The sequence below is a fragment of the Candidatus Pantoea bituminis genome (assembly GCF_018842675.1).
In the GTDB taxonomy this organism is placed as follows: Bacteria; Pseudomonadota; Gammaproteobacteria; order Enterobacterales; family Enterobacteriaceae; genus Pantoea; species Pantoea phytostimulans.
In genome coordinates, this window is record NZ_JAGTWO010000004.1 from 3,786,728 (window position 1) to 3,806,562 (window position 19,835).

The 19,835-nt window shown below is 53.8% G+C and carries 22 protein-coding genes; 13 read left to right on the forward strand and 9 right to left on the reverse strand.

Translation table 11 applies throughout. The features are described 5' to 3' along the window. Positions 1-122 precede the first annotated feature (122 nt). From KQP84_RS21495 to KQP84_RS21540, 12 genes are all read left to right on the forward strand, one after another. Complete coding sequence (locus KQP84_RS21495; RefSeq protein ID WP_215848048.1) at positions 123-515, forward strand: RidA family protein; 393 nt, start codon at positions 123-125, stop codon at positions 513-515. Further along, entirely contained in the window at positions 515-1,486 is a 972-nt protein-coding gene (locus tag KQP84_RS21500; RefSeq protein WP_215848049.1) for a D-2-hydroxyacid dehydrogenase, read from the forward strand. The genes KQP84_RS21495 and KQP84_RS21500 overlap by 1 nt, the downstream gene beginning before the upstream one ends. A 171-nt stretch (positions 1,487-1,657) precedes the next feature. Next, on the forward strand, positions 1,658-1,900 hold the full coding sequence (locus KQP84_RS25565; RefSeq protein ID WP_252515322.1) for a hypothetical protein: 243 nt from the start codon (positions 1,658-1,660) through the stop codon (positions 1,898-1,900). Positions 1,901-1,905: 5 nt separating this feature from the next. After that, a complete protein-coding gene (locus KQP84_RS21505) occupies positions 1,906-2,550 on the forward strand; it encodes a transporter substrate-binding domain-containing protein (RefSeq protein WP_252515323.1) in 645 nt (214 codons plus the stop codon). A gap of 116 nt (positions 2,551-2,666) precedes the next feature. Continuing rightward, the gene (locus KQP84_RS21510; RefSeq protein WP_215848050.1) at positions 2,667-4,187 is read left to right on the forward strand and encodes an amino acid ABC transporter permease/ATP-binding protein; all 1,521 of its coding nucleotides are present in this window, start codon (positions 2,667-2,669) and stop codon (positions 4,185-4,187) included. Then, the gene (locus KQP84_RS21515) at positions 4,174-5,232 is read left to right on the forward strand and encodes an alpha-hydroxy acid oxidase (protein ID WP_215848051.1); all 1,059 of its coding nucleotides are present in this window, start codon (positions 4,174-4,176) and stop codon (positions 5,230-5,232) included. The genes KQP84_RS21510 and KQP84_RS21515 overlap by 14 nt, the downstream gene beginning before the upstream one ends. Continuing rightward, entirely contained in the window at positions 5,223-6,146 is a 924-nt protein-coding gene (locus KQP84_RS21520) for an ABC transporter substrate-binding protein (RefSeq protein WP_215848052.1), read from the forward strand. The genes KQP84_RS21515 and KQP84_RS21520 overlap by 10 nt, the downstream gene beginning before the upstream one ends. Then, positions 6,143-6,400: a hypothetical protein gene (locus KQP84_RS26005; protein WP_309140167.1), complete on the forward strand. Its 258-nt coding sequence runs from the start codon at positions 6,143-6,145 to the stop codon at positions 6,398-6,400. The genes KQP84_RS21520 and KQP84_RS26005 overlap by 4 nt, the downstream gene beginning before the upstream one ends. Beyond that, positions 6,397-7,518, forward strand: a complete 1,122-nt coding sequence (locus tag KQP84_RS21525; protein WP_309140168.1) for a dihydroorotase — start codon at positions 6,397-6,399, stop codon at positions 7,516-7,518. The genes KQP84_RS26005 and KQP84_RS21525 overlap by 4 nt, the downstream gene beginning before the upstream one ends. A 134-nt stretch (positions 7,519-7,652) precedes the next feature. Next, positions 7,653-8,300, forward strand: coding sequence for a GntR family transcriptional regulator (locus KQP84_RS21530; RefSeq protein WP_309140169.1), 648 nt, complete (start codon positions 7,653-7,655; stop codon positions 8,298-8,300). A 37-nt stretch (positions 8,301-8,337) separates the two neighbouring features. Further along, positions 8,338-9,459: a mandelate racemase/muconate lactonizing enzyme family protein gene (locus tag KQP84_RS21535; RefSeq protein ID WP_215848053.1), complete on the forward strand. Its 1,122-nt coding sequence runs from the start codon at positions 8,338-8,340 to the stop codon at positions 9,457-9,459. 102 nt (positions 9,460-9,561) lie between these two features. Next, a complete protein-coding gene (locus KQP84_RS21540) occupies positions 9,562-10,557 on the forward strand; it encodes an acyltransferase (protein ID WP_215848054.1) in 996 nt (331 codons plus the stop codon). On the opposite strand, the gene KQP84_RS21545 is transcribed toward KQP84_RS21540, so the two are convergent. Next, complete coding sequence (locus KQP84_RS21545) at positions 10,542-11,474, reverse strand: GlxA family transcriptional regulator (RefSeq protein WP_215848055.1); 933 nt, start codon at positions 11,472-11,474, stop codon at positions 10,542-10,544. The two genes, KQP84_RS21540 and KQP84_RS21545, sit on opposite strands and share 16 nt — an antisense overlap. Positions 11,475-11,496: 22 nt before the next feature. After that, entirely contained in the window at positions 11,497-12,156 is a 660-nt protein-coding gene (gene yieH / locus KQP84_RS21550) for a 6-phosphogluconate phosphatase (RefSeq protein ID WP_215848056.1), read from the reverse strand. A gap of 130 nt (positions 12,157-12,286) precedes the next feature. Here yieH and KQP84_RS21555 point away from each other — a divergent pair, with 130 nt between their 5' ends. Then, positions 12,287-13,600, forward strand: coding sequence for an NCS2 family permease (locus tag KQP84_RS21555; RefSeq protein ID WP_215848057.1), 1,314 nt, complete (start codon positions 12,287-12,289; stop codon positions 13,598-13,600). A gap of 50 nt (positions 13,601-13,650) precedes the next feature. Here the strand turns inward: KQP84_RS21555 and KQP84_RS21560 are convergent, their stop codons facing one another. From KQP84_RS21560 to rpmH, 7 genes are all read right to left on the reverse strand, one after another. Beyond that, positions 13,651-14,400, reverse strand: coding sequence for a 4'-phosphopantetheinyl transferase family protein (locus KQP84_RS21560; RefSeq protein WP_215848058.1), 750 nt, complete (start codon positions 14,398-14,400; stop codon positions 13,651-13,653). Between the two features lie 289 nt (positions 14,401-14,689). Next, positions 14,690-15,280: a malonic semialdehyde reductase gene (locus tag KQP84_RS21565; RefSeq protein ID WP_215848059.1), complete on the reverse strand. Its 591-nt coding sequence runs from the start codon at positions 15,278-15,280 to the stop codon at positions 14,690-14,692. A 417-nt stretch (positions 15,281-15,697) separates the two neighbouring features. After that, positions 15,698-17,062, reverse strand: coding sequence for a tRNA uridine-5-carboxymethylaminomethyl(34) synthesis GTPase MnmE (mnmE, locus tag KQP84_RS21570; RefSeq protein WP_215848060.1), 1,365 nt, complete (start codon positions 17,060-17,062; stop codon positions 15,698-15,700). A 92-nt stretch (positions 17,063-17,154) separates the two neighbouring features. After that, positions 17,155-18,801, reverse strand: coding sequence for a membrane protein insertase YidC (yidC, locus tag KQP84_RS21575; RefSeq protein ID WP_215848061.1), 1,647 nt, complete (start codon positions 18,799-18,801; stop codon positions 17,155-17,157). 2 nt (positions 18,802-18,803) lie between these two features. Then, complete coding sequence (yidD, locus tag KQP84_RS21580; protein WP_215848062.1) at positions 18,804-19,061, reverse strand: membrane protein insertion efficiency factor YidD; 258 nt, start codon at positions 19,059-19,061, stop codon at positions 18,804-18,806. Further along, positions 19,025-19,384: a ribonuclease P protein component gene (rnpA, locus tag KQP84_RS21585; RefSeq protein ID WP_215848063.1), complete on the reverse strand. Its 360-nt coding sequence runs from the start codon at positions 19,382-19,384 to the stop codon at positions 19,025-19,027. Before rnpA ends, yidD begins: the two co-directional genes overlap by 37 nt. A 14-nt stretch (positions 19,385-19,398) precedes the next feature. Then, positions 19,399-19,539: a 50S ribosomal protein L34 gene (gene rpmH, locus KQP84_RS21590; RefSeq protein WP_003023858.1), complete on the reverse strand. Its 141-nt coding sequence runs from the start codon at positions 19,537-19,539 to the stop codon at positions 19,399-19,401. Positions 19,540-19,835 lie beyond the last annotated feature (296 nt).

The following is a 19,835-nucleotide window of genomic DNA, read 5'->3' on the forward strand; positions in this document are numbered from 1 at the left end:
CACACCCTTCCTTGATATGTGACATAAATCACCTTTTTGACCTTATGGTCAAAAATCGAACATTGACACCGGTATGATCGTATACGAAATTGCGGTGAAACAGTTTTGTTCGGAAAACGACCATGAAAACCGCGATTACTTATCCAGGTATGAACGCCGCCGACCGTCCGATGGGTCCAGCGCCGCTTTCTGCAGCCGTCCTTCACGAACCGATGCTGTTTATTTCGGGACAGGTTGCTATCGATCCTTACAGCAGCAGCATCGTCGGTAACGACATTACCAGCCAGACGCGTCAGGTCATGAAAAACGTGGGCGATTTGTTAGGCGAAGCCAAGATGTCGTTCGATAACGTCGTCCGCGTGACCATTTATCTAACCGATCTCACCACCTTCAGCGAGATGAACGCCGCTTACAGCGAATTTTTCACGTTCCCTTTCCCGGCCCGCGCCACTGTGGGTATTCAACTCAACCATCCTGACCTACTGGTCGAGATGGAAGTCACGGCGATGCGCTAATGAATATTCATATTGAAAACGATGCTAACGCTGTCAGTGCATTACAGCTGACGCTCGCGCGTCTGCGTCAGGCGCTGGACGATCATCCGCAGTTGAAAGATCAATTTACCCTGACCGAAAACAGCGATCCCACACAAACCGCCTCTTTTCTTGTCGAGAGCGACATTCTGTGGTCTGGACGCAAGTTGGAGATTGATAGCTTCGACACGCCGCGCCTCGGCTGGGTACAGGTCATGTCAGCCGGTGTAGAGCAATGGCTGGCGCATTGGCGCGACGGCATCACGCTGACTAACGCCTCAGGTGTGCATGGCGATAAAGGCGCTGAATTTATTTTGATGGCGTCGCTAATGTTCAATTTTGGCATGCCGGGGTTTTTACAGGATCAGACGTTGCGTCTGTGGCGTCCCAGCTTTGGCGGCTGCGCACGGGGTAAAACCGTGATGCTGCTAGGTGTTGGTGGCATCGGTGCGGCCGCCGCTAATTTGCTAAGCGCGCAAGGTTATCGCGTGCTGGGCGTGACGCGCAGCGGCAAGTGTGAGGCTGACGTAGCGGGCTGCATCACCATTGATGACGTGGACGATTTTTTACCGCAGGTCGATGTCTTGGTTTCGACGCTGCCACTGACACCTCAAACACATCAGCTGTTTGATCGCCGTCGTTTGGGGCTGTTGTCTGCGCATGCTGGTGTGGTGATTGTGGGTCGTGCAGATGTGTTTGATTACACCGCACTACGCGAAATGCTGACCGCAGGCGAGTTAGCCGGTGCAGTGCTGGATGTTTATCCGCAAGAGCCGCTGCCGCAGGACGATCCGTTGTGGGGCACGCCGGGCGTAATCATGACACCACATTGCAGTTTGGACGATCACAGCGCCTATCTCGAAAGCTGTCTTGACGTTTTTATTGATAACCTGGCGCGCTATCGCCAGCAAACGCCACTGCGCAATCAGGTTGATACGGTGCGCGGATATTAGATTGTGCAGGCTGTTTAGCAACATTGTGCTGACCGCCCCCGACTTCATTCCTCTCCCATGCAGGGGAAGGTTGGGATGGGGGATAGCACACACCCATCAAGAAAAAGCCCTAAACGTTCATAAGTATCAAGGTCATCGCTTACTCATTCATCAGCACCAGGGAACCTTATTATGAAATTTGCTCGTCTCGCGTTGTTGTTATCCGGTATCACCGGTACGTTACTTACTGGCTTATCCAGCGCACACGCTGCCACCGATCCTGTTACACCCACCGCCAGCGACTTTGCCGCCATGACGCAGTGCAAAACGTTGCAAACGAAATACACCTCTTTGGTTGGTAAAGAGGTGGTTGTCGGCCTTGGGGCTACACCAAAGGCTTCGAAGCGCCATCTGAAAAAGATCCCAGTATTATAGAAGGCTTGGATCCGTCCCTTTTTGAGCGCATCAGCAGCTGCCTTGGCTTCAAACATACCTATCAAAACGGCTCATTCAACGTGTTATTGACCTCTATCACCAGCGGTCGTGCTGATATTGGCCCGATGTTATACGTCACTGATGAGCGCCTGAAGCAGATCGCTTTCGTTGCCTCCGTGCAAGTGCAGGATGGTTCCGTGGTCGCCAAAGGTAATCCTAAGAAAATTAATAGTGTCGATGATCTTTGTGGCAAAACCGTTGCCGCTGCTGCAGGCACCTACGAAGCCACCAAACTGGTGCCTGAGCAAAGTCAGAAATGCAGCGCTGCTGGTAAGCCAGAAGTCAGCATGCTGATGGTGCAGAACACCGATAACAGCATTCAGGCAGTGAAAAGCGGTCGTGCGGATATTTATCTCACTGAAGCAGGCTCCGCCCGCGCTATCGCGAAAGCCGATCCCACACTCGCCAGCGCCTTTACTGTTGATCTGCCGATCATGGTCGGTTTCCCGATCGCTAAAGACAACGTCACCATGCGCAGCGCGGTACTGGATGCCATGAAAGTGATTCAGGAAAGCGGCGCACAGAAAAAATTATTGGATTACTGGGGCCAGGGCAGCAGCGCTGAGCGACCAGCGGTTTCACGTGGCTGATAGTTTTTATCAATACCCTGAATAATTTGGCGTGCAGGAAGGCGGCAAACCGATGCCGCCAACGCATCCGCAACCCGAAAAATGACGGGTATTAACCTCCTGCCGGAGAGAGCACCTTGGATGATTTTCTAAAATATTTAACCCTGCCTTATCTTTGGCAAGGTGCCGTAATCGCAGTGCAACTGCTGGTCGGCGCATTAGCGGGTGGCATTTTTATTGGCTTTTTCCTGGCGCTCGCCAGCACCTCTAAGCATCGAATGATCCGCTTGCCGGTGCAGATTTATATTTACACCCTGCGCGGCACGCCGGTGCTGCTGCAATTGATTTTGTTATACAACGTGCTGCCGGAGTTTGGCCTGCGCTTCAGCCCATTCGCCAGCGCCATGTTAGCGTTGATGATCAACGAAACCGCCTTCTGTGCCGAAATCATTCGTGGTGGGATTATGGCGACCGATCGCGATCAGAGTATGGCAGCGCAAGCTTTTGGTTATTCACGCACCAAAGAGATGATCCACGTTGTCATCCCTCAAGCGTTGCGCGCCATCTTACCCACCATGGGCAATGAAACGGTTGGCCTGCTTAAATCTACGTCGTTGGCTTCCGTGGTGGGTGTGAATGAATTGACCATGCGCGGTCAGGCCATTGTGTCGCAAAACTTCTTGTTTATTCCGGTGCTGGTCGCTTCGGGCGGCATTTACCTGATTCTGTCGACGCTGCTGGCTGCCGGACAATGGTGGCTGGAAAAATTTTATAACCTTGATGAGCGTGCACGCCGCGCCCGGCTGCGCATAGCGAAAATGGTGCCCGATGTCTCGGTGGTGCAAATGCAGCTACCGAAACGTCGTTGGGAAACACAAACAGCCGCGCCGGTGTTGGAGATTGACAAGCTGTGCGTTGAATACGCGGGCAAGCCAGTGCTGAAATCGCTGTCGCTCAGCGTGCGTCGGGGTGAAGTGGTGGTGCTGCTGGGTCGCTCTGGCTCAGGTAAAAGTACGCTGCTGAAATCGATTCTCGCCTTAACGCCACGCCAATCGGGCACTATTCAGACCGAAGGCCATTTTATGGGCAGCGATGACCGGGGTCGACCACTGGCGGCGCGTCACTTGCCTGTCAACCGGGCACGTTCCGGGATTGGCATTGTATTCCAGCACTTTGCGTTATTCGATCATCTGACCGCGCTGGAAAACGTCATGAGCATTCCTCTGCGCGTACAGGGTGCTCAACCAGAAATCGCGCGTGGAAAAGCGATGCGGGCTTTGAAGATGGTTGGATTGGGTGATTTCTTCGCTTCATTGCCGCACGAACTGTCAGGCGGTCAAAAACAGCGCGTTGGTATTGCGCGTGCCCTTGCGGCGGAACCGCAAATCCTGCTGTTTGATGAACCCACTTCAGCACTCGATCCAGAGTTGGTGCGTGAAGTAAATCAGACCATGCGCAGCCTGGCGCAAACCGGCATTACTATGGTTATCAGTACGCACGACATCGCCTTTGCGGCGGGTGTGGCTGATCGCGTCGTGTTTCTGCAAAACGGTGCGCTGATTGAAGAAGGCCCACCTTCCATCCTTAAACACCCCAGCACACCTGAGTTTGCCACCTTTCTGGAGCATGAAAAGGAGGCGCACCATGTCCATGCCTGATTTGCCTTTCCAGCAGGAAGCCCAACAGCGACTGGGCGATGACCTGTTTCGCTATATGATCGGTCAGCCTGCCGATGCGTATGGCAAGGTTAGCGACAGCAATTACCTCGCGCTGCAACGCTTTCGTCTGCTGCCGCGGGTGTTGCAAGGTAATGAAGAGATTAATACCGAGGTGACGCTTTTCGAGCAACGTTGGGCCGCGCCGATTGGCGTTGGCGCTTTTGCGGGCGACCAGATTTTCCATGAAGAAGGTTTACTGCCGATTGCTCGCGCCTGTAAACGCCTACAACTGCCATTAGTGATCTCGGAAGAAACCGTCACGCCGATGCGCGATATTGGCGCTGAATATGACCGCTGCTGGTTACAACTGCGAGCCGCTGGCGACGTTAGCCGCATTCAGGATTTGATCGACCAGGCCGCAGACGCTGGATTTAAAGGCATTGTGCTCACGGTGCTTGCGCCAGTGCATCCGGTGTCTGGCCTGCAACCGGGCGGTTTTTCCATCGGCGAGGCGCTGAAAAAGCGCGGCATGATCACCCTTGGCGGCACTGAGCCTGGCGTTTTTCCTCTGCCTGCGTTTCCGGTCTGGAACTGGACACAGATTGATGAAGTCGCCGCCTTTTGCGCCAGCCGCGATCTGCCGCTGCTGCTGAAAGGCATTTTGCATCATGACGATGCGGCTCCCGCCGCGCAGCACGGCGTCAGCGGGCTGATCGCCTCAAATATTGGACTGCGACAGAGCGCACGCTGGTCCACCCCCGTCGATCAATTACCCGATCTTCAGGCGGTAACGCGATTGCCGCTGCTGTTAGATGGTAGCGTTCGCAGCGGCAGTGACGCGGTGGTGGCGCGCTGCCTCGGTGCACAGCTTTCTCTCAGCGTACGTCCGGTGATCAGTGCGTTGGTCGCGGGCGGTGAAGAGGCCGTTTTCGCGTTACTGAAGGGTTGGAAGAACGAGATCGCGGCTGTTAGCCATTGGTGTGGCGTCAGCAATATGTGTGAGCTGAACGGCAGCTATTTGACGGAGGCGCGCGTATGCATCTGATTTTTAACCAAGGCGACGCCAGCGAATCACGCATATATTACTGCGCACATTATCTGGCCGACAGCATGGGCCTGTTTGCCGATGAAGGTCTCAGCATCACCTTTACCACCAGCGAATCCGGTGGACATACCGTTCAGGGTGGCCAGGTTCCGGCAGTGATGAACGGCGAAGCCGATCTCACGTTGGGTGGTCCGATGGTGGTGATGAAAAATTTCCAGGAAAACGGCCCTGACTTACGCTGCTTTTGTGCCTCGGTGGCGGCAAATCCGTGGTTCTTAGCCGCCGCACAGCCCCAACCTGACTTTGTGTTCTCGCAATTACGTGGCAAACGGGTGATCGACGTCGGCAATGTCGGCACCGCTACCCTGACTTTCCGCTGGCTGCTAGCACAACAGAATTTGACCGATGCGGTCACTCTCATTCCTGGCAGCGGTGACGCTGAACGCGATTACGCCGCCATTACGAATGGCGAGGCCGATTACGCGCTACACGCCATGCATGCGCTGGCACCGGCCATTGCACAAGGTCAACTTTTTAGCATAACCAGCCTGGCGGCTTTATGCGGCAACGTGCCGTGGAGCGCCTATATCGCCCGCGCTAATGTCATGCAAAACAAAGCCACTGCGTTCAACGCCTTTACCCGCGCCATTGCTCACGCACTGTGCTTGCTGGAAAAGCTTGATGCGCGTGAGGTAGCAGAAAAAGTCCAGGCGTATTATCCCGACTACGCTTTTGACGCATTGATTATTGGGATTAACGCCTACCAACAGGCGAATATTTTTGCCCGCAAGCCGCAAATTCCTCGCAGCGAATTTGAACACTTCAGCCAGCTGCTGAGTGCCATCGGCTGGCTCAATCCCAAGCTGCCCGTGCCTTACGCCACGCTGGTGGTTTCACCAGAGGAGATCCAATGAAAACCTTGATTATCAATGGTCGGGTGATTACCGAGCAGGGCGAACTGGCCGCCGACCTGTTGATTGACGCAGGAAAGATCAGCGGCATTATGGCTCGTGGCAGCGACCGCCCTGCGGTGGATGAAGTGATCGACGCCAGCGATATGATCATCGTGCCAGGCGCCATTGATGTGCACACCCATTTCACCGGTTCGCATGACTTTCCGCAGCAAGAATTACGCGAAGGAACACGGGTGCCGCTGCGCACGGCGTGACCACGATTATTGAAATGCCCCATTCGCTGCCGCCCGCTACCACGCTAGATAACTTTGTCGCCAAGCGTGAGTGGCTGACACAAAATTGCTCGGTGGATTTTGCGATGTGGGCCGGATTAGACGGGCGCAACGTCGATCAGTTAGCCGCGCTGGATAACGCAGGTGCCCTCGCCTTTAAAGCCTTTTTGTGTAGCGGCGCGCCCAATGGCGAAGCTACCGATGAAAAGGGTTTGCCACGGCTGGACGACGATGGCCTGCTGCGCGCCATGCGCGAACTCAAAACCTTTGACGGACTGATTGGCGTACATGCCGAGAATCATGACATTTTGATCGGCGCGGGAGGCGAATTGCGCCGCGCAGGCCGCAAAGATATTCGTGCTCATGCGCTGGCAGGCCCAGAAATTGCTGAGATAGAAGCGGTTGGTCGGGTGCTGGCGATTGCCGAAGAGACCGGCGCACGCTGTCATATCGTGCATGTCAGCTCGGCCCGCGCCGCTGAAACCATCATCGCCGCCAAACCAAAGGTACGCGCCACCTTTGAAACCTGTCCGCACTATTTGATTCTCGACGAAGAAGATCTGGTACGCATCGGGCCGAACGCACGATGCGGGCCGCCGTTTCGTCCACGTTCGGTTGTCGATGCATTGTGGCAACTATTGGAACGCGGCGATATCGACATGGTGGCTTCAGATCATTGTCCTTACACACCTGAACAAAAACGGGCGGGACTCGACAGTATTTGGGATGCCGGCATGGGTTTGACCGGTATTGAAACACTCAGCCCAATGATGTTCAGCGAAGCACACGTCAAACACGGCGTCTCTTTGAGCGAGTTTGCACGTCTGACCGCCAGCGGCCCGGCGAAAGCTTTTCAGTTATGGGGCCGTAAAGGCGCCATCGCCCTGGGTTTTGATGCGGATTTGGTGTTTTACGATGCCAGTGTCAGTTGGACGGTGCGCGGTGCTGATTTTCAGGGTCTCGGCAAATGGAGCGCATTTGAAGGGATGCACTGTCAGGGTAAAGTGATGCGTACACTCATTCGCGGCGTGACGGTTTATCACGACAATCACATACAGGTTGAACCCGGCTTCGGCCAGTTTCTGACCCGGCAGGCTTAACAGGACAACACCATGGCAGGAAAGTCGACTACCCAGACGGGCCGCAGCAAAAAAATATCGCACCGCTCGCGCTTAAAGAGCAGTCGCCAGATCAATGGCGTGTCGCCCGCCCACGAACGCTGGTCGATCACGCGGTGGACGCTATTCTTGCCGCCGCCTCGCGTGGATTAATTTTACCTGGCGATCGCATCGCCGAGCCGGACCTGGTCTCGCGTCTGGGCATGAGCCGCGTGCCGATTCGCGAGGCGCTGCGCATCCTGGAAAGCCAAGGCATCGTGACCAGCGAACCCTATAAAGGCATTCGCCTGATGGAGATTTCTCATCAGCGGCTGGAACAGATTATCGATGTACGCATCCCACTGGAAACGCTGGCCTGCCGCCGTGCAATTGAGGCTGGTCGCAACGGTCAACCGCAGTTAACCCGTCTTTATCAGGCCGTGGCTGATATGCAGATGATGATGCAGCGCGACGATGTCTACGGTTTCGCCTCAGCCGACACTGACTTTCATCGCACGCTGTGCAGCTTTGGCCACAATCCGGTGCTCAGCAATTTATGGGAGTCGATTGCTCGCCAGCTAACGGTGATATTTGGCCTTTCCACTATGGGCAAGTCGATGAGCGACATCATTGAAGAGCACCAACGGCTGATTAACGTCTTCGCTGAAGGCGATATCGACAAAATGACAGCCGAAATTGAAAACCACGTGCGCATTCAGGCTCTGGATGTGGACTACGAATCGATTATTACTCAGCGCCGACAGCAACGTATTTCCGCCAGTTGACGCCTTTGTTTGACCTTTTAACACCAGGAAAAGCACGATGAAAATCACCAATGTTGAAGCCTTTTATTTGCGGCTTCCCGTGATCGAAGCGCGTACCGACAGTTCTCAGGATGCGCTGCTGATCAAAATTACCACCGACGCGGGCATCACCGGTTGGGGTGAAGTGGATGGCAGCCCTTACGTCACCAAAGCCATTATTGAAGCACCCTATTCACACACGATGGTTACCGGGCTGAAATCGCTGCTCATTGGCGAAAATCCACTGGAAACGACGCGTTTGTGGAAGAAGATGCACAAAGCCACTATCTATTACGGTCGCAGCGGTGCGGTATTGCAGGCGATGGCGGGCATTGATATCGCCTTGTGGGATATCAAAGGCAAAGCACTTGGCAAGCCGATCGTAGAACTGCTCGGCGGCGCAATGCGCGACAAGATGCGGGTTTATTCTTCAAACATGTTTCAGTTCAGTGTTGAAGAGACGGTGGCGCGTGCGCGTCACGCCGTCGATACCGGACACAGCGGCGTAAAATTTGGCTGGGAACCGTTTGGCCACGATGAAGCTCAGGATTTACGTTACCTTGAAGCACTGCGTAAAGCCGTGGGCGACGACATTGATTTAATGTTAGATGTGGGCCACGTCTGGGATGCGAAAACCACCGTTCGTCGCAGTCAGCGCTATGAACATCTCAATTTATTCTGGATAGAAGAGCCGCTGCATCCAGACAATTACGCCGGCTATGGCCAGGTTTCCACCGCCTGTCAGCAGCACATTGCTGCCGGTGAGCAAGAGTGCTCGGTGGTAGGTTTCCAGCGCCTGATCGACGAAGGCGGCATTGATATCGTGCAGATCGACCTGACGCGCACCGGCTTTACGCAGGCGATGGAAATTGCCAGCTACGCCCACAGCCGTGGCCGTAAAGTCTGCAATCACAACTTCACCACGGATATTAATACCGCCGCCTCGCTGCATTTTCTCTGTGCAATCGAGAATGCGCTGGTAATGGAATACTGCGTCGAGCCGGGCGAAATCAGTCGATCGCTGGCGAAAAATCCGGTGCGCATCACAGACGGCTATGCCTGGCTGCCGAGTGAGCCGGGTTTAGGTGTCGAACCCGATGACACTGTGATCGAGAAATTCGTCGTTCGTGACTACGTTTAGGTAACTACGTTCCGGATGGCTCTGAATCCTTGAGCCAAAGGTTGTTGGCGCGACGATGACTGGCTAACCTTCTTCGCACGGAGCGCCGCGCAAGAGGAAACCATGCAGCAAAAGATTTACTGGATCGATAATTTACGCGCCATTGCCTGCTTGATGGTGATCGTGATTCACACCACAACCTGGTACATCACCGGCCCGGTAGCGGTGACGGGCTTTCACTGGGATATTGCTAACATTTTGAACTCTGCGTCGCGCGTCTGCGTGCCGCTGTTTTTTATGATTTCGGGTTATCTGTTCTTCGGTGAGCGCAGTGCGCAACCGCGTCATATGCTGCGGCTGGTGCTCTGTTTGCTGTTTTACAGCGCGGTGGCGCTGGCCTATATCACTTGGTTAACGCCGATTAGTGAAGGCCGATCGCTGCTGAAAATGCTGCAAAAGCCGGTGTTCTACCACTTGTGGTTTTTCTTCGCGCTGATTGGTATTTATCTGCTTTCGCCACTGATTCAGGTGAAAGCGGTGCAGGCGCGCTACGTCGTGCTGTTGGTAGTGGTTCTGGCGGTGCTGGCTAATCCCAACACCGCGAGTCAGTCGTTGGGTCGATTTCACTGGCTACCGGTGAATTTATATGTCAGCGGTGACAGTATTTATTATTTGCTCTATGCGCTGCTGGGTCGCGCGATTGGCACAATGGAAACCCAAGGGCGCCGCGCAAGCTGGCTGGCTGCGGGCGGATTCATCGCCTGTGTGATTGGCATTGCATTGGGCACTAAGCAAGAACTGAAGATCAACGGCGCGTTCAACGACACCTGGTATCTCTATTGTGGCCCGCTGGTATTTATCGCTGCCATCAGCTTGCTGGTTTTGTTTAAAAATGTCCTCAATAGTCGCACAGTGCCCGGCATGGCGATGATTGCGCGCTATTCACTGCCGATTTATGGTTTCCACGCGCTGTTTATTCATTATCTCCGCACTCATCACTATGACGATATGTCGCGCCCGTGGCTGGATCTGCCGTGGGTATTTGGCGTGACCTTAGGTGGCAGCTTGTTGCTGGCAATGGTATTAAAACGTGTCGATAAACATCATTTGGTGAGCTGATCGTCCCAGCGCTGGCGCGCACGACGCAACTGGCGCGCCGAGGAAAATCCCGCCGCCAGCGCGGCTTTTTCTGCCGCTTCGCCCTGCTGCTGGCGCTGACGCGCAATGCCGACCCGCAGCTGCTCGTGATATTCCCGCACGCTGATACCCAAATGCTGACGAAACAGCCGCGCCAGATGCCGGCTGCTCACATGGACACGCATCGCGAGTTCCCCCAACGACCAGCTATGTTCCGGGTGAGCCATCATCGCATCCTGCGCTCGATGAATCGCCGGATGCAGATGATTGCGGTAACGCAGCCACGGTGAAAGTTGCGGGTCATCACCAGAACGGCGAAACCACACCACCATTTCACGCGCCACGGCTAGCGCGGTTTGTGCCCCACATAAACGGGTGATCAAGTGCAAAGCGAGATCGATGCCTGCGGTGATACCCGCGCTGGTCCAGATGCTGCCATCTTCAACGAAGACACGGTTCTCTCTGATCACTGCCTGAGGCGCGGTGGCTTTCATGCGTTCCAACACGTCATGATGCGTGGTGCACTGAATGCCATTGAGCAAACCCGCCTGCGCCGCCAATAAAGCCCCCGAGCAGACACAAACCAGCATAAGCGTTTGCGCCTGAATTGCCGCCTGTTGACGTTGCAGCCAGTCACGCGCCTGCTTCGCTTGCGGCGTGTCGTAGCAACTGCGTGAATCGTAGACGCCGGGTACCACCAGCAAACTTTCAGGCGGCAGCGTGTCGGGCAGCGGCTCGATATTGCCAATCGTCATACCCGTTGAGCAGAGCACGTTTTCCTGCGGACCGATGTAGCGCAGCGTAAAGTTGCCGTCCGCCAGCGTGAAAGCTTCAGCGGGGCCAGCAACATCCAGCGTCATGACACCGGGCAGCGTTAAGAACCAGACGGTTTGCGGCATCCATTGTCTCTGATGTTAAAGGTTAAACCAGGTTCCAACCGCGAGCGCGCCACAGCGCGGGCAGCTGTGCCATATCCTCAAATCGCGTAATCAGCGGGTGGTCAAGTTCAGGATTGTGCGCATCAGCGCAGTAGTAAAATACCGGAATACCTGCCGCAATGCCCGCGCGTGCGCCAGCTTCAGAATCGTCGACCAAAATGCAGCGTTCAATCGGTACTTGCATCTGTTCAGCGGCGTGGTACATCAGTTCGGGATCGGGCTTCCAGTGCAAAATGTCATAGCCGCTGTAGAGATGCTCCTCAAAATGCGCCAGCATGCCGGTCAGGCCCAGCGAGTGCTGCATCTTCTTCACCGTACCGTTCGATACCACACACATCGGCACTTTCACCTGATCAACCAACGCTTTCGCACCGGGAATCGGTTTCAGCTCCAGATCGAACAGCCGCGCAACCTCAGCCCGGTAGGCAGTTTCAACCTCTTCCAGGGGCAACGTCACCTGATGCGCGTCTCCCACGTCGCGAATGATGTCGTAAAGCTTGATGCCTTTATACTTCTCAAACATCTCCTGCAGTGAAAGCGTAATACCGTAGCGGGCAAAGGTGTTTACATAGCCTTGCGTACAGAGCAATTCGCTGTCTACCAGCGTGCCATCGCAGTCAAAAAATACACATTCTATAGACATCAGACTCTATCCTTTGATTTGTGGGTACCTTCACACTCTACCATTGGCAATCGGTTGCGAAAAATCATTGTATTGCGCTGTTAAAATCGCCAGGATACGCGCCGAAAGTTTTTCTTCTGGAATGGATGAAATGAACAAACAAGGCCTTTTGCAGCGCATCTTCAAGCTGCAGGAACACGGCACGTCGGTGCGTACCGAAGTGATTGCCGGTATCACCACTTTTCTGACCATGGTCTATATCGTCTTCGTCAATCCGCAGATTTTAGGGGTGGCGGGCATGGATACCCAGGCGGTGTTTGTAACGACCTGCCTGATCGCTGCCTTTGGCAGTATTTTGATGGGATTATTTGCAAATCTGCCCGTCGCGCTGGCGCCGGCGATGGGCCTGAACGCCTTCTTCGCCTTTGTGGTGGTAGGTGCGATGGGTTATTCGTGGCAGATTGGCATGGGCGCCATTTTCTGGGGTGCGCTGGGGCTGTTGATCCTGACGCTGCTGCGTGTACGTTACTGGATGATCGCCAATATCCCGCTGAGTTTACGCGTAGGTATCACCGCAGGTATCGGCCTGTTTATCGCCATGATGGGGCTGAAAAACGCCGGCATCATCGTGCCGAATCCTGATACGTTAGTGGCGGTGGGGAATCTCTCCTCGCACAGCGTGCTGCTTGGCGCGCTCGGTTTCTTTATTATCGCTATCCTTGCGTCACGTAATATTCATGCTGCGGTATTGATTTCAATGCTGGTAACAACCGCCATTGGCTGGATACTGGGCGACGTGAAATTTGTTGGTCTGTTTTCTGCTCCGCCATCAGTCACCTCGGTGGTCGGCCAGGTGGATATCAAAGGTGCCTTTAACATTGGCATGGCGGGCGTGATCTTCTCTTTCATGTTGGTGAATCTGTTCGACTCTTCCGGCACGCTGATTGGCGTCACGGACAAAGCCGGATTAACCGACGAAAAAGGGACTTTTCCGCGCATGAAGCAGGCGCTGTATGTCGACAGCATCAGCTCAGTAAGCGGCGCATTGATCGGGACATCCTCGGTCACGGCTTATATTGAAAGTACCTCCGGCGTAGCGATCGGCGGGCGCACCGGGTTGATGGCGGTGGTGACCGGTATTTTATTCCTGCTGGTGATGTTCTTGTCACCGCTGGCGGCAATGGTGCCCAGTTATGCCGCCGCAGGCGCGTTAATTTACGTTGGCGTATTGATGACATCCAGCCTTTCACGCGTGCGTTGGGATGATTTAACGGAAGCCGTTCCTGCCTTTGTGACCGCAGCAATGATGCCGTTCAGTTTCTCCATCACCGAAGGCATTGCGCTGGGCTTTATTGCGTACTGCGTGATGAAACTGGGCACCGGACGCTGGCGTGAAATCAGCCCTTGTGTGGTTATCGTCGCACTGCTTTTTGTGTTGAAAATAGCTTTTATCGACGCACATTAACCACAAATCGCTGCACGTTTAATGAAAAAAGGCCGCAATAGCGGCCTTTTTTACATTTCAGGATGCAAGCTTCGTTCGTGCGGCAAACTGGTCAAACGCAACGTATGCGGACCGATATTGGGTTTGCTCATCTCGACTTCACGAAGCGCGCACCATTGATGCGAGCTGTCCATCTCCCACAGATGCAAACGCTGTGTGGCTGGCGATAATGCACAGGCCCAAACCAGCGTCGGTTCTGCATCACACACCACCTGAATGTCGGGATAAAGCGTTGAGCGCAAACGACCCGCGCCGGGCAGGAGGCGCAACGAATCCAGCCCGCTTTCACCTGCGCCGGTTAATTTAAGGATGCTCTGACGCAGCGTCCAGATTTGCGTTACCGCTTCCATAAAATCTTGCTGGGCATTGATCCAGGCAACTTCGCCGGAGGTTAACTCCTGCATGAGCTGTTCTTGTGTTTGTCGGCTATGAGCACGCACAATTTCCATGTCCAGACCTGCGCGTCCACCCTCTTCCGCCAACAGTACGCCAATCATATTTCCCGCATAGGCGATGCTGAAATCAGGCAAATCCCGGTCGGCAAAGGCGGGGCGACCGTTGCTGTTGGTGATCAAAGCTGGAAGTTCATTAATGCCATAAACCCGCAGCATTAATTGCGCTAACAGCGCACGGGCAGCAAGAAACCGCCCACGACGCTTGTCGGCAAAATGTTGTGCTGTATCGAATACGTCTTGAGAAATGCGCAACCCTTCGGCTAAAAATCCGGGGTCGCCGGTCCAACGAACAAAATGTCCCGCCATCTGTCGCTCCGTGAAAATGGTCAGATAATCATCAATTACATTGTAAGAATTTTCTGAGCTGATTGCATCCAGCACAAGCCGGAATAGAACAAATTAGGAAAAGGACGAAGGCTACGGCCTGTTTTTGCGCACGGTTGTCATCAAATAACCGTGTCGCTTGATCATGATGACATTAAAGAAACGTGCCTGGCGCTATCGAAACAGAGGATCAAAACAGGCGAAGTGAAAAGCAAGGTGTGCGTTAAGCCGCTAATATTGCGTCGCGAAGTCTACCGCGACGCCCTGCTCATTATGCGAATTTACAGGCTTGTTCAAAACTCAGGCGTGGTAAACGCGGATGCAGTTTGCTGTCATTACCATAACCGAGATTAATCAGCAGATTAACCTGCCATTTGCTGCCGGAGAAAAAGGCTTCATTAACTTTTGCTGGATCAAAACCAGACATTGGACCTGCATCCAACCCCAGCGAACGCGCCGCCAGAATCAGATAACCTGCTTGTAGGCTGCTGTTACGAAATGCCGTTTCTTTTGCTAAATCCGGGCTGCTGGTAAACCAACTGCGCGCATCACCGTGTGGAAACAGCGTGGGCAGTTGGTCATAAAATTCGCTGTCCCAGGCAACGATGACTGTCGCGGGCGCAGCCAGGGTTTTTTCCAGATTGCCGGAAGAGAGTGCAGGTTTGAGCTTCTCTTTACCCTCAGCCGAGGTAACAAACACAAAGCGTCCCGGTGAACAGTTGGCCGAAGTCGGGCCCAGCGCAGTCAGCGCATAAAGCTGCTCCAGCAAGGCGCTGTCTATCGGCTTATCCTGCCAGTAACTGTGTGTGCGGGCTTGGTTAAACAGCGTGTCTAATGCAGCAGTATCAAGCGGTGTACTCATTCTACATTCCTTATTAACAGCAAAATTAAGACCCATGTTTACGACAATAAATGGCTCGCCGAGGTTAGCCGGTGCGCTTTTGCTTTTAATCATGACTTCACGCGCTATGCGTAAGCAGCAATAAGAACAGTGACAGCCGCAGTGAACAAATAACCGCCCAAGGCACTGATCGTTATACTGCAATGCTTCGGCGCAGCCAAATAACATTGTCGCAATAATGCATGCAGAGAAAGGGCTATTAAGCCACAGCGAAGGAGCGCAGGATGGGGCATCTCAAGACACTGACCAAAGCCATTAGGCTTGTCGCTGCGTCATAAGTGCTACGCAAGAATGTAGGAAAAACGTTGAATAGGGGAAGGCTAGCGCTCAAGTGAGGGTCTCCGACGGCCGTTTACCGCCGGAGAAGGAATTTGAATGCTACTTACCAATACAGAAACTGGAGAAGATCCGCCCCAGCAAATCGTCAGAGGTAAACTCGCCGGTGATTTCACTCAATGCCTGCTGCGCGAGACGAAGCTCTTCTGCCAACAATTCACCCGCCCATGCACCCAGCAGCTGATCTTTACCCTGAAGTAAGTGCGTCGCCGCTAACTCCAACGCTTGCAGATGGCGACGACGAGCAAGGAATCCGCCTTCCACGTTGCCAGCAAATCCCATGGTTTGTTTCAGATGATCACGTAACTCATCAACACCTTCACGGGTGCGCGCTGATAGCCGAATCAATGAGTGACCGTTTACTTCACTCAATCCCGGCGTTTCGCCTGTAGCATCGGCTTTGTTACGTACCACGGTAATCGGCAATTCAGCGGGTAAACGAGAAACAAAATCGGGCCAGATGGCGGCGGCTTCTGTGGCGTCGGTGGTGGTGCCATCGACCATAAACAGCACGCGGTCGGCCTGTTCAATTTCCTGCCAGGCACGTTCGATACCGATACGTTCCACTTCATCGCTGGCTTCACGTAATCCGGCGGTATCAATGATATGCAGCGGCATACCGTCAATATGGATATGTTCACGCAAGACATCGCGCGTGGTTCCCGCAATATCAGTCACGATGGCGGCTTCACGTCCTGCCAGCGCATTCAGCAGGCTGGATTTTCCGGCATTAGGACGTCCGGCAATCACCACTTTCATTCCTTCCCGCAGCAGGCTGCCCTGACGCGCTTCAGCGCGGACGCTGTCGAGATCGCCAATCACTGTATTTAGCTGCGCTTCGATTTTGCCGTCAGAAAGAAAATCGATCTCCTCATCCGGGAAATCAATGGCCGCTTCGACATAGATTCGCAGGTGCGTAAGTGCTTCCACAAGATGGTTGATACGGGTAGAAAACGCACCCTGCAATGAGTTAACCGCAGAACGCGCCGCCTGTTCTGAACTGGCATCAATCAGGTCAGCAATCGCTTCAGCCTGCGCTAAATCGAGTTTGTCATTCAGGAAAGCGCGTTCAGAAAATTCACCCGGCTGCGCAATACGCAGTCCCGGTAACGCCACAATACGCTTCAGTAATAAATCGAGAATTACCGGCCCGCCGTGACCTTGCAGCTCCAGCACATCTTCACCCGTGAACGAGTTAGGGCCCGGAAACCACAGCGCGATGCCTTGATCCAGCACGCTGCCGTCGGCATCGTTAAAGGATAGATAGTCGGCATAGCGCGGCTTAGGCAGTTTGCCCAACACCTGCTGCGCAACCTCAGCTGCACGCGCGCCGGAAATACGCAGAATACCCACGCCGCCGCGTCCGGGAGGCGTGGCCTGGGCAACGATAGTATCGCTGTGGCTCATAAATTCTCTCTCACTACAAAAAACAAAAGGCGGTCGCTTTGACCGCCTCAGGATAGACCGTTTTAACGCGGGATGTCTCCCGCCTTAATGCCTTACGCTTTCTTCTTGTCGCGGCTGTGAAGACCACGTTTTTCCAGGCCACGATAAATCAGCTGCTGCTGAATAATCGTTACCAGGTTACTGACGATGTAGTACAGCACCAGACCTGAAGGGAACCACAGGAAGAACACGGTAAAGATAACCGGCATGAAGGTCATGATCTTCTGCTGCATCGGATCGGTCACGGTGGTCGGTGACATCTTCTGAATGAAGAACATGGTGATACCCATGAGAATCGGCAGAATGTAGTACGGATCCTGCGCAGACAAGTCATGAATCCACAGCGCGAACGGTGCATGACGCAGTTCAACCGAGCCCATCAACATATAGTAGAGAGCAAGGAAGATTGGCATCTGAATCACCAGCGGCAGACAACCACCCAGCGGGTTCACTTTTTCTGCTTTATACAGCGCCATCATTTCCTGGCTCTGCTTCTGCTTATCGTCACCCAGGCGCTCACGCATTGCCTGGATTTTCGGCTGCAGCATGCGCATTTTCGCCATCGAGGTGTACTGCGCTTTGGTCAGCGGGTACATGATGCCGCGCACGATGAAGGTAATCACGATAATGGAGAAGCCCCAGTTACCGATGAAGCTGTGCAGGAATTTCAGTAATTTAAACAGCGGCTGAGAGATGAACCACAACCAACCATAATCGACTGTCAGGTCCAGATGCGGCGCAACGGCTGCCATCTTGTCCTGAATTTCCGGGCCAACCCACAGCGTCGCGCCAAGGTTCTGTTGCGAACCGGCGGCGATAGTCACTGGCGCAGACTTATAGCCTACTGCAGCAACACCGTTACCCAGGTTACTGGTGTAAAGCGCGTTACTGCCTGCGGTACGCGGTACCCATGCAGTAGCAAAATACTGCTGCAGCATCGCCACCCAACCATTGTTGGTGGTGATGTTCAGGTTTTCGTTATCCGCAATGGTATCGAATTTATACTTTTCGTATTTCTCATCGCTGGTCGAGTAAGCCGCACCACGGAAAGTATGCAGAGCAAAGTTATTGCTGCCGGTATCACGATGCTTTGGCAGATCAATGGTTTGCTTCAGCTGACCAAACAGTGATACTTCCAGCGGTTGCTGGGTGGTGTTGTTGACGTTGTAATCAACGTTCACCGCGTATTCGCCACGTTTGAACACAAAAGTCTTGGTGTATACCACGCCATTTTCGGCGGTAAAGGTCATCGGCACACGCAGTTCGGTCTGACCATCAGCCAGTTCGAAATGATCTTGCGATGAGGTAAATAAAGGACGCGCACCGTTGTTCGGATTATCTGGACCATTACGGCCGGTTAAGCCGCTTTGCGCCTGGTAAATAAAACCTGGCGTGGTTTCGAGCAGCTGGAACGGCTGATCAGAACCCAGTTTGTCTGGGAAAGTCAGCAGTTGTGCTTGCTCAACATCGCCACCGCGGGTGTTGATATTTAATGACAGGACATCGGTCTTAACGGTGATCGTTTTGCCCTGACCGCTGGCCGGTACACCTTGACTGGCGGCATCACCCGCTGTGCTGTTAGTGTTTTGCGTGGTCTGAGTCTGCTGTGGCTGCGGAGCGTGGTCCGTCTGCCAGGCTTGCCAGATCATGAAAGACACGAACAGAAAAGCGATGAGAAAGAGATTGCGTTGCGAATCCATCGTTAATGTTCTCTGGTATCTAAGGTTTTTGGCGGCACAGGATCGTCACCACCCGGGTTCAAAGGGTGGCATTTTAATACGCGTTTTAATGTCAACCAACTGCCTTTTAACACGCCAAACCTGCGTAATGCCTCAATTCCGTATTGAGAGCAGGTCGGATGAAACCGACAGTGTGGTCCCAGTAATGGGCTGATAACGCGTTGGTAGACGCGTATCAGGACGATCAGGAGCCGCGCGCCAGGCGACAGTGACGACGCCATAATTTCTCCAACGCTTCCACCAACGTACGGTTGTCGAGATCGGCAACCCCTTTTTTCGCTACCACGACAAAGTCCATCGAGGGTAATTCATGCTGACGCAGGCGAAAGCTTTCGCGGGTCAATCGCTTGATCCGGTTGCGTTCGTGAGCGCGTTTCACATGTTTTTTAGCGACGGTAAGACCGATGCGGGGATGCCCCAGCGCGTTAAGGCGGCCGAGAATAGTAATTTGCGGCGTGCCAGCCCGTTGTGGCTGCTGGAAGACGAAAGTGAAATGAGTGGGAGTTAACAAGCGTAACTCCCTGGGAAATGCGAGCTTACCCATCAGGGTTAGCTTTATTACTTAGAAACGGTCAGACGAGAACGGCCTTTAGCACGACGACGTGCCAGAACCTGACGACCATTTTTATTTGCCATACGAGCACGGAAGCCGTGTGAACGGTTGCGCTTCAGTACGGACGGTTGAAAAGTGCGTTTCATGGCGATTTCTACCTAAACTTGAAAATTTTCACTGGATGACGCGTTTTTGGGCCAGTAATTCGACCTACGCCTCAATGTGTCTTTAATAAAGAGGCGGGATTGTAATAATTGTACAGTCCAGAGTCAATTTACTTCGCTATTCGCGGTACCTGGAAACCCGGATACAGCCCGCTGAGTCCGGGCATTGGGCATAGCACAACAACGCCGGGGGAGAATTATACGGGCTCCGTACCAAAGCGCAAGGATCGCACAGGATCTTATTGTGATCAGATTGCAGGATCTTGCGAGCAAAACGA